12 protein-coding genes and 1 riboswitch are annotated in these 16,919 nt (G+C 67.5%); of the genes, 6 read left to right on the forward strand and 6 right to left on the reverse strand.

Annotated features, from left to right (window positions below):
* Positions 1–156: 156 nt before the first annotated feature.
* Both AC07UW_RS18890 and AC07UW_RS18895 read right to left on the reverse strand, forming a co-directional pair.
* A complete protein-coding gene (locus AC07UW_RS18890) occupies positions 157–3,684 on the reverse strand; it encodes a two-component regulator propeller domain-containing protein (protein ID WP_495212653.1) in 3,528 nt (1,175 codons plus the stop codon).
* A 96-nt stretch (positions 3,685–3,780) separates the two neighbouring features.
* The gene (locus AC07UW_RS18895; RefSeq protein WP_495212654.1) at positions 3,781–7,326 is read right to left on the reverse strand and encodes a sensor histidine kinase; all 3,546 of its coding nucleotides are present in this window, start codon (positions 7,324–7,326) and stop codon (positions 3,781–3,783) included.
* Positions 7,327–7,490: 164 nt separating this feature from the next.
* Between AC07UW_RS18895 and AC07UW_RS18900 the strand changes: the two genes are divergently transcribed.
* The 3 genes from AC07UW_RS18900 to AC07UW_RS18910 are packed head-to-tail and all read left to right on the forward strand — an operon-like array spanning position 7,491 to position 9,280.
* The gene (locus AC07UW_RS18900) at positions 7,491–8,135 is read left to right on the forward strand and encodes a YceI family protein (RefSeq protein WP_223496183.1); all 645 of its coding nucleotides are present in this window, start codon (positions 7,491–7,493) and stop codon (positions 8,133–8,135) included.
* Positions 8,132–8,704 (forward strand): cytochrome b, encoded by a 573-nt coding sequence (locus AC07UW_RS18905; protein ID WP_223496184.1) that lies wholly within the window; start codon positions 8,132–8,134, stop codon positions 8,702–8,704. Before AC07UW_RS18900 ends, AC07UW_RS18905 begins: the two co-directional genes overlap by 4 nt.
* A gap of 3 nt (positions 8,705–8,707) precedes the next feature.
* Positions 8,708–9,280: a YceI family protein gene (locus AC07UW_RS18910; RefSeq protein ID WP_223496185.1), complete on the forward strand. Its 573-nt coding sequence runs from the start codon at positions 8,708–8,710 to the stop codon at positions 9,278–9,280.
* Positions 9,281–9,376: 96 nt separating this feature from the next.
* Here the strand turns inward: AC07UW_RS18910 and AC07UW_RS18915 are convergent, their stop codons facing one another.
* Positions 9,377–9,607, reverse strand: a complete 231-nt coding sequence (locus AC07UW_RS18915; RefSeq protein ID WP_223496186.1) for a glutaredoxin family protein — start codon at positions 9,605–9,607, stop codon at positions 9,377–9,379.
* A 101-nt stretch (positions 9,608–9,708) separates the two neighbouring features.
* Between AC07UW_RS18915 and AC07UW_RS18920 the strand changes: the two genes are divergently transcribed.
* Entirely contained in the window at positions 9,709–11,091 is a 1,383-nt protein-coding gene (locus AC07UW_RS18920; RefSeq protein ID WP_100460060.1) for an L-serine ammonia-lyase, read from the forward strand.
* Between the two features lie 137 nt (positions 11,092–11,228).
* On the forward strand, positions 11,229–12,224 hold the full coding sequence (locus AC07UW_RS18925; RefSeq protein WP_495212655.1) for an alpha/beta fold hydrolase: 996 nt from the start codon (positions 11,229–11,231) through the stop codon (positions 12,222–12,224).
* Positions 12,225–12,312: 88 nt separating this feature from the next.
* Here the strand turns inward: AC07UW_RS18925 and AC07UW_RS18930 are convergent, their stop codons facing one another.
* Genes AC07UW_RS18930 through metX form a run of 3 tightly spaced genes read right to left on the reverse strand, consistent with a single transcriptional unit; the run spans position 12,313 to position 15,640 of the window.
* Positions 12,313–13,380 carry a homoserine dehydrogenase family protein gene (locus tag AC07UW_RS18930; protein WP_495212656.1) on the reverse strand — a complete coding sequence of 356 codons (1,068 nt, stop codon included), beginning with the start codon at positions 13,378–13,380 and terminating at the stop codon, positions 12,313–12,315.
* Positions 13,377–14,612: an O-succinylhomoserine (thiol)-lyase gene (locus AC07UW_RS18935; RefSeq protein ID WP_495212657.1), complete on the reverse strand. Its 1,236-nt coding sequence runs from the start codon at positions 14,610–14,612 to the stop codon at positions 13,377–13,379. The genes AC07UW_RS18930 and AC07UW_RS18935 overlap by 4 nt, the downstream gene beginning before the upstream one ends.
* Positions 14,609–15,640 carry a homoserine O-succinyltransferase MetX gene (gene metX, locus AC07UW_RS18940; protein WP_176019906.1) on the reverse strand — a complete coding sequence of 344 codons (1,032 nt, stop codon included), beginning with the start codon at positions 15,638–15,640 and terminating at the stop codon, positions 14,609–14,611. The genes AC07UW_RS18935 and metX overlap by 4 nt, the downstream gene beginning before the upstream one ends.
* Before the next feature lie 76 nt (positions 15,641–15,716).
* Positions 15,717–15,835, reverse strand: a riboswitch (SAM riboswitch).
* Positions 15,836–15,972: 137 nt separating this feature from the next.
* Between metX and AC07UW_RS18945 the strand changes: the two genes are divergently transcribed.
* A complete protein-coding gene (locus AC07UW_RS18945; RefSeq protein ID WP_428704342.1) occupies positions 15,973–16,857 on the forward strand; it encodes a M23 family metallopeptidase in 885 nt (294 codons plus the stop codon).
* The last annotated feature ends 62 nt before the right edge of the window (positions 16,858–16,919 follow it).

Raw genomic sequence — 16,919 nt, forward strand, 5'->3', positions numbered from 1 at the left:
CGCATGGATGCGGCGACCGAGCTTACATGGACGTACTTGCAGCGTCCCCCGCCACCGGACCCACCCCGCCATCCCACGGAATGCCAGCTTTTGCTTTTGCTTTTGCTTTTGCTTTGCCGTCGATTCGGCGGGTGCAGGGCGCAGCCCTGCCGATCCCTACCTCCCCAGCACGCGGGCGATCGCTTCCACCAGCAGCTCACCGGTCACCGGTTTGCGCAGGAAACCACCGATGCCGGCTGCTTCCACCTGCTGCTGCAGGTCAGGGTCGGTGCGTGCGGTCACCGCCAGCAGCGGCAGCGTGTAACCCTGGTTGCGCAGATGCTGGGCCAGTTCGAAACCGCTCAGGCCCGGCAGATCCAGATCGAGCAGGCCGACATCGAAATCACCCGCGCTGATTTCACGCAGCGCGGCCAGTGCGTGGGCCGCGTGGACCACCTCATGGCCACGGGTGGTCAGCAGCCCACACATCACATCGGCCACGGTCGCATCGTCCTCCACCAGCAACACCCGCAGCGGCGGCATGTTGACCACAGCAGCGGCGGCATCACTGTCGGCACCACCTTCGCCGGCGGCAACCTGCTGCAGCGGCAACGGCAGGCTGACACCGAAGCAGGTACCGCTGCCCAGCTGGCTTTCCACCCGGATCCGGCCCTGCATGGCCAGTGCCAGCTCGCGGCAGATCGCCAGGCCCAGGCCACTGCCACCGTACTGCGCGGCAGTGCGCGCGCCGTCAGCCTGCTCGAAGCGCCGGAACAACCGTTGCTGCTGCTCCTGGCTGATGCCTGGACCGGTATCGCGCACCTCGAAATGCAATCCACGCGGCCCTTCCTCGCAACGCGCGTGCAGCGTGATGCTGCCGCGGCTGGTGAACTTGACCGCGTTGGACAGCAGGTTGAGCAGGATCTGCCGCACCCGCATCGCATCGCCGGTCGCCTGCAGCCCTGCAGGCAACTGGTTGTCGAGGACGAACCGCAGGCCCTTCTGTGCAGCCAGCGGCCCCATCAGCGCAGCCAGATCCTGCAGCAGGCGATTGAGCGCGAACGCATTGGACTGCAGCTCCAGGCGCCCCGATTCGATCCGCGCCAGGTCCAGTGCATCGTTGACCAGATGCAGCAGGTGCTCACCCGCGTGCCGGATCGACTGGGTGTAACCGCGCTGCTGCGGATCCAGCGGCGAGGCCAGCAGCAGTTCACTCATGCCCAGCACACCGGTCATCGGCGTGCGGATCTCATGGCCGAGATTGGCCAGGAAGCGTGTCTTGGCCGCCGACGCGTGTTCGGCCAGATCCTGCTTGTGCAGGGCGAGCTGGTAGGCGTGCTGGCGCTGCAGCCGGCGCCGATACAACCAGGCGAACCAGCTGGTCAGCAGCAGTGCGATGGAGGCCAGCACCAGCAGGCCGGACAAGCTGCGCCACCACGGCGGCTGCACATGGAATTCCAGGGTCTGCACCCGCGACCACACGTGGTCGGCCGAGCGCGCCTGCACTTCCAGCCGGTAGGCGCCGGGTGGCAGGCGCGAGAACAGGCGCTCGCCTGCCGGGCCCACCTCGACCCAATCCGGGTCGTAGCCTGCCAACCGGTAGCGGTAGGTGTTGGAAGCCGAATCGGCGAAGGACAACAGGCGCGCGACGATACGCAGGTCGCGGTCACCATCGGCGATCTGCAGCGGCGTGTCATGGGTCAGGTCCAGCAACTGCTCGTTGCGGCGTACCTCCACCCGCTCGATCACCAGCGGCGCACGCCGGGTGGACGGTCGAACCTGTTCGGGATCGAACACCACCACACCGGCGGGGGTACCTGCCACCATGCGCCCCGCCGAGGAGGCGATCAGGGTGTGTTCGCGGAACTCCTGGCTGGGCAGCCCATCGTGCACCCCGTACAGGCGTACGCTCTCGCCATCGGCACTCACCCGCACCAGGCCACGGGCACTGGTGGCCCACGCCACGCCCTGCGCGTCGACCACCAGGCCGGTAGCGGAAATCGCCGGATAGCCCTGCTCGGCGCCCACTACCGCCTGCCTTTCCAGCCGGCCCTGGCTCCAGAGATACCGCGACAGGCGACCATCCTCGGACAACCAGACCTGGCCGTCCTTGCCCACGTGCAGGGCGTACACCGCAGTGGCCGGCGCACCGGGCACCGGCTGGAAGCGCTGCGCATCCGGTTGCCATTGCAGCAGGCCCCGGCTGCTGGCCAGCCAGATCCGGTCCTGCGGGCCGCATTCCACGTCAAGATTGAGCTGACCGGCCTGCAGACCGTCCTGGCCGTTTTCCAGCCGCCGGCGCACGTGCCCGTCCAGATCACGCTGCTGCAGCCCCGATGACAGCATCAACCACAGGCTGTCGCCATCGCAGGTCATCATCGCCTCGATGTTGCCTTCCATGGTCGCGTCCGCGCCCGAGTCCCGCCCCCAGCGCCGCAGCTCGCCACGACGCGGGTCGTAGCGCATCAGGGCGTCGGTCGAGCCCACCCACACCTGGCCCTGCCGGTCTTCGCGCACCGAGGTCAGCCAGTGCATGCCGTTGACGAAGGTGCGGTGCTGCTCGATCACGCCCGTGCGCGGATTGAAGCGGTCCAGCGCGCCATGGCTGCCGACCGTCCACACCCCGCCATTGCTGGAGGGGCTGGTACCGAGCACATAGGAATTGCGCAGCGAGGACGGATCATCCTCCAGCCGCGAAAACACCGAGAACTGCCACCAGCGCGGAAGCAGGTGCCACAGGCCGGCATTGGTACTGGCCAGCCAGATGCCGCCTTCGCGGTCCTCATAGGCGCCGGTCCAGTTCGGCCGCACCAGGCCACGGGCGATGGCGCTGTACAGCGGCACGGTCTGGTAGCGGCCATCGATGCCGCGGCCCAGGCCGCTGCGCGTATCCAGCCAGTGCCCGCCCTGCTCGTCGCGCAGCATCATGCCCAGCACCTGGTCGCCGGCCGGCAATGTCCAGGGAACGGATTCGAAACGGCCATCCGGGCGCCGCACCGTGGCCCCGGCCAGCGTGCTGATCCAGAGGCTGCCGTCGGGTTCTGCGGTCAGTCCATTGATCAGCAGGCTGGGCACCAGGTCGCCGCCGATGCGTTCGAAATCGGTACCGGTCCAGCGCGCCACGCCATGCTTGGTGCCGACCCACAGGCTGCCATCGGCAAGCGTGGCCAGGTAGGGCACCGACGCGGCCGGCAGACTGCGCGGGTTGTTCGCTTCGGGCAGGAACCGCTGCAGACGGTCATTGCTGTCCAGCCGGTACAGGCCGCCCTCGTGGGTGCCGAACCAGATCGCGCCATCCGGTGTCGCAGCCAGGCTCCAGACGGTGTTGCTGCCCATCAGCGGCTGGCTGCTGCGGTCGTAGAAGCGCAGCTGGCGGCGATCGGCCGACATCCGCACCAGGCCGGCATTTTCAGTGCCGATCCACAGCTCGTTGCGGGCATCGACCAGCACGCTCCAGATGCGGTTGTCGCGCAGGCCGTCCTCGGAACGCCAGATGCGGTAGTTGCGCCCGTCGTAGCGGGCCAGGCCATCGTTGGTGGCAATCCACAGGTAGCCGTAGCGGTCCTCGGCCATGCGGTTGACGGTGTTGGACGGCAGCCCATCGAACACGGTGACCTGGCGCGGCGAAGGTGGCACCGGCTGCGCGGCAGCGGGCGCCAGGCAGCACAGCAGCATCAGCAGCGTCACTGCCCGCAGATACACCACCGATGGCCTCCTCACGCTGCTGTTGATGATGCCCACGCCGTGGGCGTCGGCATGGTAAACCGAAAGTTGCGCGATTCACGCCGCAGGATGCCGCACTCAGCTGATGATTTGGCGTTTACTGCGCGCCTGGGCAATCGCCGCCACCAGCAGATCGCCGGTCACCGGCTTGCGCAGGAAACCATCGAATCCGGCCGCAAGCACCTGCGCCTCGGCATAGGCATCCGAGCGCGCGGTAACGGCCACCAACGGCAGTTCGTAGCCCAGCGCGCGCAGCTGGCGGGCGATGGCGGTGCCGTCGAGTGCAGGCAGGTCGAGGTCGAGCAGGCCGACATCGAAGCCCTCGGTGGAAATCTCCGACAGCGCGCCCAGGCCATGCAGCACGTGCACCACCTCATGGCCCCGGCTGCGCAGCAGGCCGGCAATGACCTCGGCAACGGTTGCATCATCCTCGACCAGCAGGATCCGCAGTGCAGGCAGCGTCGGCAACGCCACCTCGCCATCGCTGGAGGCCTGCTGCCTGCTCCATGGCAGCGGCAGCCGTACGGCGAAACGTGCACCACGCCCCGGCTGGCTGTCGACATCGATGCGGCCGCCCATCGCCACCGCCAGCTCCTGGCAGATCGCCAGGCCCAGCCCACTGCCGCCATAGCGCGAGGCGGTACGCGGGCCATCGGCCTGTTCGAAGCGGTGGAACAGGCGCTGCTGCTGCTCGGCATTGATGCCCGGCCCGCTGTCGCTGACCTCGAAGGTCACCATGCCGCCGTTCTCGCCCAGGCGCGCCGCCAGACCGACATGGCCGCGCTCGGTGAACTTGATCGCATTGCCCAGCAGGTTCAGGAGTATCTGGCGGACGCGCATCTCATCGCCACTGATGCAGATCGGGCCTGGCAGGTCCCCCTCACGCTGGAAGGCCAGCCTGCGCTGCTGCGCCATCGGCTGCATCAGCGCCTGCACCTGGTCCAGCAGTCCGCCCAGGTCGAACGGCCGGATGTCCAGTTCCAGTCGGCCGGCCTCGATCCGTGCCAGGTCCAACGCGTCATTGACCAGGCGCAGCAGATGGCTGCCGGCCTGCTGGATCGAGCCGGCATAGCTGCGCTGCACCGGGTCAAGTTCGGTGGCAAGCAGCAGTTCGCTCATGCCCAGTACGCCGGTCATCGGCGTGCGAACCTCATGGCCAAGGGTCGCCAGGAAGCGGCTCTTGGCCTGCGATGCCTGCTCGGCGATCTGCTGCTTGTGCACCGTCAACTGCCACTGCTGCCGCCGCCGCAACCGCCTGCGGATCAACCACAGCAGTGCCAACAGCAACAGCGAGCCAAGCATCACATAGCCGAAGATCGCCATGCTGCTGCGCCACCAGGGGGGCAATACCTTTATGTGCAGCTGCTGCGAGGGCGTCCACGGGCCACTGGCCGATGCGGCCTGCACCTCGATCGAATAGGCCCCGGGTGGCAGCCGCGACAACGTGCGTTGGCCATCCCCGCCCTGTTCGACCCAGTTCTGGTCGTATCCCTCCACCCGGAACCGATAGCGGTTGCCCTGCGGGCTGGCGTAGGACAGCAGCCGCGCATCGATCTGCAGATCACGGTCATCGGGCCCCAGCAACAGCAGACCGGAGGTCGGCAGGGGCTGCCAGCCGCGCGCATCATCGCGACGGACGCGAACCTGCGCGATCACCAGTTGCGACGGTGGCAGTTCGGCGTCGGCGGCATTCGGATCGAAGCCCACCATACCGGTCTGGGTAACGGCCAGTACCCGGCCATCGGCAGCGATCGCCGGCGGGCGTCCGGTGAACTCGGCATCGAGCAGGCCGTCGCGCTCGTTGAAGATCTGCAGGCGACGCTGTTTCGGATCCCAGCGCAGCAGGCCACGGGGCGTCGTCGCCCACAACTGCCCGTTGCCGGCCAGGGCCAGCCCTCCCATGCTGACCGGCGGCACGCCGGCACTGGCATCGACGCGCTGGATAAGGCGCAGGCTGAGGCCATCCCACTGGTAACGCTCAAACGCGCCCTGGCGTGCGATCCACATCTGCCGGGGATCGATCCATACCAGATCGTAGATGGGCCCCTTGGAAACGCCAGGTACTGCTTCGAAGCGCTCCCCCTGTTCGCGCCAGATGCCCATCTCCCCGACCACCCAGGCCCGCCCGGCAGCATCGAAGCGGATCTGCTCGACCGGCGCATCGGTGCTGCCTCGCAGCGTAGCCCCGTCGAAACTGCGCAACAGGCGGCCATCGGCACTTCGCTGTTGCAGGCCCAGGTTCATTACCGAGACCCATACCGTGCCATCGGGCGCCTGCCGCATCAGGTCGATCCGCTGCCGAAGATCGGCGCCGCCGCCAATGCGCCAGTCGCGCAGCACACCGGTGGCCGGATCGTAGACGCTGATGCGCCCCGCGCGGCCGAGCCAGAGCCTGCCGTCGGGACGCGGCAGTACCGACCACACCGCGCCGCTGCCCAGTTCGCGGTCGCTGGCCAGCAGGCTCAACGTCCCCTGTGCATCGATCTGGTAAACGCCATGGGCAGATCCGACGTAGTAGCTGCGACCGTCGCTGGCAGCACTCAACAGGTACTGGCTGTCCAGCGGCTTGCCGTCGAACTGGTACCAGGTCGAAAAGCGTCGCCAGTCGGGCGGCAGGTAAGCCAGACCCTGGGTCAACAGTGCTACCCAGAGCCCGCCCTCATGGTCCTGCAGCAGGTCGAGCACGCCACTATGGCCGGTCAGGAAGCCACTGCCACGGTCCCCTTCCAGCCTGCGCAACACCTCGCCGTCACCACGCAGCAGGCCATCGGAGGTTCCCGCCCAGTAGCCTCCGTGGCTGTCGGCCAGGACCAGTGCCGAGCGCAGGCGGGCACTGTCGGACCAGGCCGGTCGCGTCACCCGATCCTGTGCGTCGATGCGGTACAGGCCGTCGTTCTGTGTACCGACCCAGATCGCGCCATCGGCATCGCGGCTCAGCCGCAGCACACTGACCGCTTTCAGTTCCCGCGGTGCCACGGCCTCGAAGAGGTGGCCGTTCCAACGCGCCACACCGGCTTCGGTTCCCACCCACAGCCGTCCCTGCGCGTCGACCAGGCTGCTGAAGATCGTGTTGCTCGGCAGTCCGCCGGGCTGTGCCGGATCATGCTGGAAATGGCGCAACGAGCCGTCTTCGCCGAAGCGGCAGACCCCATGGCTGCTGCTGCCGATCCACAGCGCGTTCTCGGCATAGGCCAAGGTCCAGAACTGCCCTTGGCAGCCTTCGGTGACGGACTCGAAGGTCTTGAAGCGCTCGCGGTCGGCATCCAGGCGGGCCAGTCCCTTGCCGTTGATGCCAACCCACACCCGGTCGAGCGGGTCGATCAGCAGGGTTTCGATCTCGTTGCCGGGCAGTGAATCCGGTTGTGCCGGGTCGTGCTGCCAGACCCGCAGCTCCCCACCGTCATAGCGGGCCAGGCCGCCGTCGGTGGCGGCCCACACGCGGCCCTGTCGGTCTTCGGCCAGCGCCACCACCATGCGCGAGGGCAATCCCTCGGCCGCGCCGAAACGGCGCAGGCGCGGTGTTTCACCGGCCATGTCCAAGGTCGCCGCTGCAGCCGAAAGCGCCAACAGCACCAGACCTGCTCCTGCAATGCCTTGGCACCACCGGCGCCAGCCGCTCGTCATCCTGAACCCCCTGTCCTGTGCCGATTGTCACACAGGGCTGCAGCCATCGCTGCAACAGCCTGTTTCCGGCCACATCGGCACCACGAACTGTTGCAGCCGTGCACACAGCGTTGCGCAGGGGCTGTGGGTATGATCGAACGGTCTTTTTCCCGGAGCCCCCGCCGATGCGCCACTGCCTGGCCCTGCTGCCGATGCTGCTTGCCATCGCCCCCGCCTGGGCGGGCAACGATGCCTACCGCATCGATCCGGTGCACACCCGGGTGCTGTTCGCGATCGACCATGCCGGCTACTCGCAGGCGCTGGGCACGATCTCCGGAAGCCAGGGCCAACTGCACTTCGATAGCGACAACTGGCGCGAGGCGACGCTGGACGTCGAGATTCCGGTAGCGCGATTGGACCTTGGCGATGCCAAGTGGAACCAGGCCACGCTGGCGCGCAGCCTGCTCGATGGCGACCGCTTCCCCACCGCCCGCTTCGTCTCCCGCCATGTCGAACCGATCGACGCCCGCCATGCACGCGTGCTGGGCACCCTGACCCTGCGCGGGGTCAGCCAGGAGGTCGCGCTGGAAGTGACGTTGAACCAGATCAAACGCTACCCGCTGCCACCGTTCCGGCGTACTGCGGGGTTTTCCGCTACGACGACGCTGAGCCGGCGCGCCTTCGGCATCACCGCCTGGCCTGGCGTGATCGGCGATGCGGTGCAGGTGCGGATCGAGGCTGAAGCCACCCTCGACCGCAGCGACGCTCCGGGAACTCCCATGCCTCAACCCCACTCCGACAGCCAGACGGCCACCAAGGACCCTTCATGACCGCCAAGAACACCCCCGCCGCCTGGGGGAGTGTCAGCCAGACCCTGCACTGGCTGATCGCACTGCTGATCCTCGCCCTGGGCATCGTCGGCCTGACCATGGGCGAGCTGCCCAAGACGCCCAAGTATTTCTGGGTCTATACCGCGCACAAGTCGATCGGCATCACCGTGCTGGCACTGGTGGTGCTGCGCCTGGGCTGGCGCCTGTATGCCGGTGCCCCCAAGCCGGTACCCGGCGTGCCCAGCTGGCAGGAGCGCATCGCCAGCGCCACCCATGTGCTGCTGTACGTGCTGATGTTCGCCATCCCGTTGTCGGGCTGGCTGTACGACTCGGCCAGTGGCCTGCGCCCGTTCCGCTGGTTCGGGCTGGTCGACGTGCCCAAGCTGAGCGGACCGGATCCGCAGGTCGTGGCGGTTTCCCATGCCCTGCACGAATACGGCTTCTGGCTGTTGATCGCGGTGGTGCTGGCCCATGCCGGCGCTGCCTTCTACCACCACATGTTCCAGCGCGATGCCACCCTGTCCCGGATGCTGCCGCGTGGCTGGCTTGCCCCTCCCCAGAAGGACTGACCGATGAACCTGAAACTGACCACCCCGGCCGCCGTGGCTGCCGCCCTTGCCGGCATGCTCGCCACCGCACCGGTGCTCGCCGCCGATTACACCCAGGCACCTGGTGCCGGTTCGTTCCTCGCCTTTGCCACCAAATACGATGGTGAAGTGTTCACCGGCAGCTTCCCGGGCTTTGCCACCAAGCTCAGCTTCGACCCGGCCAATCCCTCCGCAGGTTCGCTGGACGTGGTTATTCCCCTGGCCGGCGCCAAGAGCGGCAACAGCGACCGCGACTCGACCCTGAAGGAAGCGGACTTCTTCAACGTCGGCAAGTTCGCTACCGCGCGCTACACCGCAAAGGGCTTCCGCGCGCTCGGCAACGACCAGTTCGCCGCCGATGGCACGCTGGAACTGCGCGGCGTGAGCAAGCCGGTCACCTTCACCTTCACCTGGAAGCCCGGCGCGCAGCCGGTGTTGACCGGCAAGGCCACGGTCAAGCGCCTGGACTTCGGTGTCGGCGGCGGCGACTGGGCCGATACCAAGACCATCCCGGACGAAACCGCGATCAGCACGATCGTGAAGTTCGACGCGAAATGAGCAACGGGCCGGGGCACGGCCCCGGCCACCTCCTGTAGTGCCGACCGCAGGTCGGCCACTACATGGATCCAGGCAGCCGCCGGCCAGCGGCCGGCACTACCGCTCGGTGGCCAGCCAGGCCTGCACCGTGGCCGCATCGAACGGCCAGTCCAGCTCCCGCCCACCGCGCTCATCGCGCAGCACCGGCACCCGTGCCCCATAGCGCGCCTCCAGCGCCGGCTGGTCATCGAGGAACACCGATTCGAACTCGGGCGCCCGTGCCTTGGCCAGCTCGGCCAGGGCCATGTCACACAGATGGCAGTCGTCACGCTGGAACAGGGTCAACACCGGGGTTTGCTCCCTTGGCGGAAATGCTGCGCCGCAGTCATGGAAGTGCGGCGTGAACCGCTAGAATAGCGGTCTCTCCCGGTACCCGCAGTACGGCAACCATGGCTGTCAGCACGTTCGACGTTTTCAAGATCGGCATTGGCCCGAGCTCCTCGCACACCGTCGGGCCGATGAGGGCCGCCGAGCGCTTCATCCATCGCTGGCTGCTCGACCCGGGCAAGCTTGGAGAGGTCGCGCGCATCCGTGCCGATGTGTACGGCTCGCTGGCGCTGACCGGTCGCGGCCACGGCACCGACAAGGCGATCCTGCTTGGCCTGGAAGGGCAGCGCCCGAACCTGATCGACCCGGACATCATCCCGTCCACGCTGGAACGCATCCGCAGCAGCAAGCGGATCATGCTGATGGGCCAGCACGAGATCGCCTTCGACGAAAAGCGCGACCTCGGCCTGAACAAGCGGCAGAAGCTGCCCTACCACACCAACGGCATGCGCTTCACCGCGTACAACGCCGATGACGAAGTGCTGGCCACCCGCGACTACTATTCGGTCGGCGGTGGCTTCGTGGTCAACCAGGACGACGCGGCCGATGACCGTATCGTGCCTGACGAAACGCCGTTGCCCTACCCGTTCAAGAGCGGCGACGAGCTGCTGGCGCAGACCGCCCGCAGCGGCCTGAGCATCGCCCAGTTGATGTTCGAGAACGAGAAATGCTGGCGCAGCGAAGATGAGATCCGCGACAACCTGCGCGAGATCTGGAGCGCGATGCAGGCCTGCGTGGCGCGCGGCATCCGTGAGGAAGGCGTGCTGCCGGGTGGCCTGAAAGTGGGCCGCCGCGCACCGGCGCTGTACCGCGAGTTGTCGTCGAAGCCGGAAGCGGCGATGCGCGACCCGCTGACCACGCTGGACTGGGTCAACCTGTACGCGCTGGCCGTGAACGAAGAAAACGCCGCCGGTGGCCGCGTGGTCACCGCACCCACCAACGGCGCGGCGGGCGTACTGCCGGCGGTGCTGCACTACTTCGACCGCTTCTGCCCGGGCGCGAACGAACAGCGGGTGTTCGACTTCCTGCTGACCTCGGCGGCGATCGGCATCCTGTACAAGGAAAACGCCTCGATCTCCGGCGCCGAAGTGGGCTGCCAGGGCGAGGTCGGCGTAGCCTGTTCGATGGCCGCCGGTGGCCTGGTCGCGGCGCTGGGCGGCAACCCTAGCCAGATTGAGAACGCGGCGGAAATCGGCATGGAGCACAACCTGGGCCTGACCTGCGATCCGATCGGCGGCCTGGTGCAGATTCCGTGCATCGAGCGCAACGCGATGGGTGCGGTGAAGGCGATCAACGCCTCGCGCATGGCCATGCGCGGCGACGGCAAGCACAAGGTGTCGCTGGACAAGGTCATCAAGACCATGCGTGATACCGGTCGCGACATGCAGGACAAGTACAAGGAAACCAGCCGCGGCGGGCTGGCGGTGAACGTCATCGAGTGCTGATGATTGGCGCAGCCAGGCATGGCCTGGCTCTACTGCAGGGCCGGGCATCGACCTGGCTCTGCAGAGTGCTTCCTTATCGGACAACACCGTCCCCGCTTTCCGGTTAGGCTCAGACATCCCCTGCCCCGGAATGTCCCATGCGCGTGATCGCTGCTGCCTTGCTTGCCTGCGTTCCGTTGTCCGCTCTCGCTGCGCCAGCCTACGGGCCGCGGCTGGAGGGGTTCGATTACGGCTATCCGGTGAAGACCTTTGCGCTGGAATCGCAGCGCCAGGCGTTGGAAATGGCCTATCTGGATGTCGCGCCGAAGAAGAAGCCGATCGGCGTGGTGGTGCTGCTGCATGGCAAGAACTTCTGCGCAGCGACCTGGAAGGAGACGATCAAACCGCTGGTGGCGGCAGGCTACCGGGTGATCGCGCCGGACCAGGTGGGCTTCTGCAAATCGAGCAAGCCCGAGCGCTACCAGTATTCCTTCGGGCAGCTGGCCGACAATACCCATGCGCTGCTGCAGCAGCTGCAACTGGGTGACGTGCCGGTGCATGTGGTCGGGCATTCGATGGGTGGCATGCTGGCCATCCGCTACGCGCTGATGTATCCGCAGGACATGCGCAGTCTTTCGCTGGTCAATCCGATCGGGCTGGAAGACTGGAAGGCGCTGGGCGTGCCCTGGCGCAGCGTGGACGCGTGGTATGCCGGCGAAATGAACATCAGCTATGACAGCATCCGCCGCTACCAGCTGGATGTGTACTACGACGGCAAGTGGAAGCCGGCGTATGAACCGTGGGCGCGCATGCAGTCGGGCATGTACGAAGGCGCGGGCAAGCAGCAGGTGGCCTGGAGCCAGGCGCTGACGTCGGACATGGTGTTCAACCAACCCGTCGTCTACGAACTGAAGAACCTGCAGGTGCCGACCACCTTGTTCATCGGCCAGAAGGACCGCACGGCGATCGGCCGTGACCAGGCATCGCCCGAACTGAAGGCAACGCTGGGCAACTACCCGGCACTGGGCAAATCGGCAGCGGCGGCGATACCCGGCTCAACCCTGGTCGAGTTCGCAGCACTGGGCCATTCGCCGCAGGTGCAGGACCCGAAGCAGTTCAATGCGGCGTTGTTGAAGGTGCTCAAAGCGCGTTGAGGTTCCATAACCGCCGGGCGTGGTCCGGCGCTACACACGCCCTCGGTAGAGCCAGGCCATGCCTGGCTGCAGTGCGTCGATCAGCCGCTTACCCCACGATCCGCAGCACGTCATCCAGCAGCGCGGCTGCGGTCACTTCCGCGCCAGCGCCCGGTCCCTGGATCAACAGCGGCTGTGAGCGATAGCGATCGCTGTGGATGGCCACGCGGTTGTCGGTGCCCGCGCCCTGCGCCAGCGGATGGTCGGCAGCCAGCTCACGCAGGCCCACCTGCGCGCCCTCGCCATCGACGCGCCCGACAAAACGCAGCACCCGACCGTTGTCGCGCGCCTGCTGCCAACGCGCCTGCAGCGGTGCATCCAGCTGCTCCAGCGCATTCACTGCATCTTCCAGCGGCAGCGCAGCCAGCGCATCCGGCACCAGTGAGTCGACCTGCACCTGCGACGCGTCCAGCGCCAATCCGCTGCTGCGGGCCAGGATCAACAGCTTGCGGCGCACATCCTCGCCGGAAAGATCCAGCCGCGGGTCCGGCTCGGTGTAGCCGGCCGCCAGCGCTTCACGCACCGCCGCCGAGAACGGCGACTGGCCGTCATAGCGATTGAACAGCCACGCCAGTGAGCCGGAAAGCACGCCCTCGATGACATGGATGTGGTCGCCACCGGCAACCAGCGCGCGCAGGCTGCTGAGCAACGGCAGGCCGGCGCCGACGGTGGCGCTGTCGCCGTAACGCGCACCGCTATCGGCGCAACGATCGGCAATGGCCTGCGCGCGCGACAGCTGCGCACCGCGGCCAAGCTTGTTGGCGGTCACCACGTGCACACCGCGCGCCAACCACTGCACGTGGCGCGCCGCTACATCTTCGCTGGCGGTGGCATCGACCACCACGTCACCACGCTCCAGCCCTTCAGCGCTGGCCCACGGTGGCGAACTCTGCCCATCACGCGGCGCACGGCGTGCCAGTTCCAGCGGCAACGCCAGATCCCGGTCGATCGCCAGCGCCGTGCGTGAATTGGCCAGCCACTGCACGCTGGGCAGTTCCAGCCCACGCGCCTGCAGCGCCTGGTAGCGCTGTACGAAGGCCGAACCGACGGTGCCGGTTCCGAGCAATGCCAGGCGGCCGGTCCCCAGCAGCGGAATCTCGACAGGCAAAGCGCTCATGCGTCTGCCACCTGTTTGCCGCGCGCCACTGCATCGATCACCGCCTCGGCGCGCGCCAGAGCGCTGGCCAGATCGGCCAGCAGGTCGCGCTCGCCCTCGATACCGACCGACAGCCGCAGCAGGCCTTCGCTGATGCCCGCAGCGGCACGTGCTTCGGCGGTCATCGCCGCGTGGGTCATGGTTGCCGGGTGCGCGATCAGGCTCTCCACCCCACCCAGCGATTCGGCCAGCGTGAAGTAACGCAGGCCATCGACAAACGCACGTACAGCAGCGTGCGGATCATCGCCGGCACAGCTGGCCAGTTCGAAGGACAGCATCGCGCCGAAACCACTCTGCTGCCGGGCGGCAACGGCATGGCCCGGATGATCGGCCAGGCCCGGGTAGTAGACCTTGGCCACCGCAGGATGCGCATCAAGCAACGCTACGATCGCGGCAGTGTTTTCCTGGTGCGCGCGCAGGCGTGCATCCAGCGTACGCAGGCCGCGCAGGGTCAGGAACGCATCGAACGGCGACCCGGTAAGGCCCAGTGCATTGCCCCACCACACCAGCTGTTCGTGCACAGCGGGATCGCGGGCAATCACCGCACCGCCGACCACGTCGCTGTGGCCATTGATGTACTTGGTGGTGGAGTGCAGCACCAGGTCCGCACCGAACGACAGGGGTTGCTGCAATGCCGGCGACAGGAACGTGTTGTCGACCACCACCAACGCACCAGCTTTGTGCGCCGCGTCGATCACGAAACGCAGGTCAGTAATGCGCAGCAGCGGGTTGGACGGGGTTTCCACCAGTACCAGCTTCGGCTGCGTGGACAGGGCCTGGGCCAGCGCGCGCGGGTCGGTCAGGTCGGCGGTGACCAGTTCAAAATGTCCCTTCTTCGCCAGCGCGTTGAACAGGCGCCAGCTGCCGCCGTACGCGTCGTGTGGCACCACCAGGGTGTCGCCGGGCTGCAGCAGTGCGTTCAGCACCAGGTTGATCGCGCCCATGCCGGTGGCGGTCACCACACCGCCAGCGCCGCCTTCCAGTTCTGCCAGCGCTTCACCCAGCAGGTCGCGTGTGGGATTGCCACTGCGGGTGTAGTCGTACTGGCGCTTGTTGCCGAAGCCTTCAAAGCTGAAGTTCGACGACAGCACGATCGGCGGAGTGACCGCGCCGTGGGCGGTATCCCGATCGATGCCGGCGCGGACGGCGGCGGTGGTGCGACAACAGGACGGTTCAGCGGCGTGCAGGCTCATGCGGACTCTCCAGAAGTGCGGAAGGCGGTGGCGAGGATCGCGTCGATGCGATCGGTTTCTTTCAGGAAGGCGTCGTGACCGTAGGGCGAGCGCAGCACGCGCAGGCTGCCGCGTGGGCCCAGTCCCTCGACCAGGCCGACCAGGTCGGCAAGCGGAACCAGGCGGTCGCCTTCAACGGCAACCACCACGGTCGGCGGCAGGATCGCGCTCGGGTCCACGCGATGCAGGTCGATCGACTCGGACAGGCGCAGGTAGGCATTGACCGGCGTGCGCGCGACGTACTGCGCACCAGCCGCGTCGAGATAGTCTTCGGCCGCGACACGGACGCGGCCATTGACCACCTCCGGTGCTGCGTCGAAGCGTTCGCCGAATTCTTCCGGTGTGCGGTAGCTGAGCATGGCGAACTGGCGGGCCAGCGCCAGGCCGTGGTCTTCGCCACACTGCAGCTGGCCCAGCGCCACGGCACGGCGCTGCAGCGCACGCCAGGCAGCTGCATACGGATGCGGGCGATGTGCGCCGCTGACCAGCACCAGCTGGCGTACCCGGGCACGATGCCGGATCGCGAACTGCTGGCCGACCAGCGCACCATACGAATAGCCGACGAATGCCTTCAGCGCGCGAATGCCGAGGTGGTCCAACAGCAGTGCCAACGCATCGGCCTGGTCTGCGGTATCGATCGGCACATCCAGCGCACCGTCGGCACCGATGAAATCGAACGCGAGCACACGCAGCTGCTGCGGATCCAGTGCGCGGCCACTGCCGACCAGGCCTTCGGCCCAGCCCTTCTCGGTGAACTGCGCATTGGAGGCCACATGGCGGTGCGCGGAAATGCCGCCGGCCAGCACCACCACCGGTGCGTTGACCGGACCGACCCACTCATAGCGCAGGCGCACCGGGCAGGGGCCGGCATGACGCATCGACAGCACGGCGGCGAACTCGCCGCGCTCGGCGTGCACGCGGTCATCGACCGGCACGCTGACGGGGACAAAGGGTTCGGGACGAAGCACGGTGCTGGTGGCGAAGCTCATGGCGGGTTCCGGTAGGGAAATCGGCCATCGAGCCTTCGCGGGGCTCGCGTTCGAAGTGCACGTTGGGTGCAGGTTCGAACCATCTTTCGGTGGACGCCACGGTCCCCGCAGGATTTGGCACCTACGCAGGCGCTTTCGCGTCTGCGGGCTGCCCCGGCTTCAAAGGGCCTGTCCCTCTGCCGGTCTCGATGGTGGAGCCACGATGCCAGTCCTTTTCGGGCATGTCAATCCCTTCATGCGGATAAAGAGATGGATTAATGCGAAGCCCCCACCCTTCCCCCGTCCCGACAGCTTGCGTAGAGTCCCGTCGGTCCATGCCGCTGGAGCCTCCGATGCGCCGCCTGCCCCTGTCCTGCCTCCTGCTGCCCCTGTTGGCGAGCGCCTCCGCGAACGCTGCCGACTGGCGCCAGGGCTGGGGACTGGTGCCAACGACTGCAGCTGCGCCCAGTGCCGAGGCGGCGCCGCAAGCGGCGCCGATGGCCCACCTCCGCCTGCAGTCGCTGGGCAACCAGTGGCAGGCGCGGATCGATAATCCGCTGTCCGGCCCGGTGCAGATCGAGCTGCGCGCGGCCCCCGGCACACAGGTCGAGGGCCTGCCGCTGCAGTCACTGGTGCAGGCCACCGGCAGCCTGGTAGTGGGCCATCTTCCCTCTCCTGCCAACGGCAAGGCACTGGATCTTCGTCTGCAGTCGGTGCCGGGCAATCCGGCCGCGCGCGCCGAAGACGTCGCCTATCGCCTGCCGTTCGAGGCTGCCCAGCTGCGCGTGGACCAGGCGCCGCAGGGCCGGTTCAGCCACGATGACGAGGAGAACCGCGACGCCATCGACTTTGCCCTGTCCGAAGCAACGCAGGTCCTGGCCGCCCGCGAGGGTACGGTGATGCAGGTACAGGACGGTTTCCGCGGCAATGGCCTGGACCGTGAACGCGATGCCGGGCGCGCCAACTTCGTTCGCATCCTGCACAGCGACGGCAGCATGGCGATGTACGCCCACCTGCAGGCCGGCGGCATGCGCGTGCGTCCCGGCCAGGCCGTGCAGGCTGGGCAGCCGATCGGCCTGTCCGGCAACAGCGGCTACAGCACCGCCCCGCACCTGCACTTCGTGGTGCAGCTCAACCGGGGCATGGGCCTGCGTTCGGTGCCGGTGCGCATCCTCGCCCCACAGGGCGAGTTGCACTTCGCCCGCGAGGGCAGCGGCGACGCCAGCGCCGGGCGCTGACCCGCCAACGCCGGCAGGCCGGTATAATCGGGCGCTTATCTCTTTGAAAAGCGCCCCGTGCG

The sequence above is a fragment of the Stenotrophomonas sp. GW821-FHT02D01 genome (assembly GCF_059421765.1).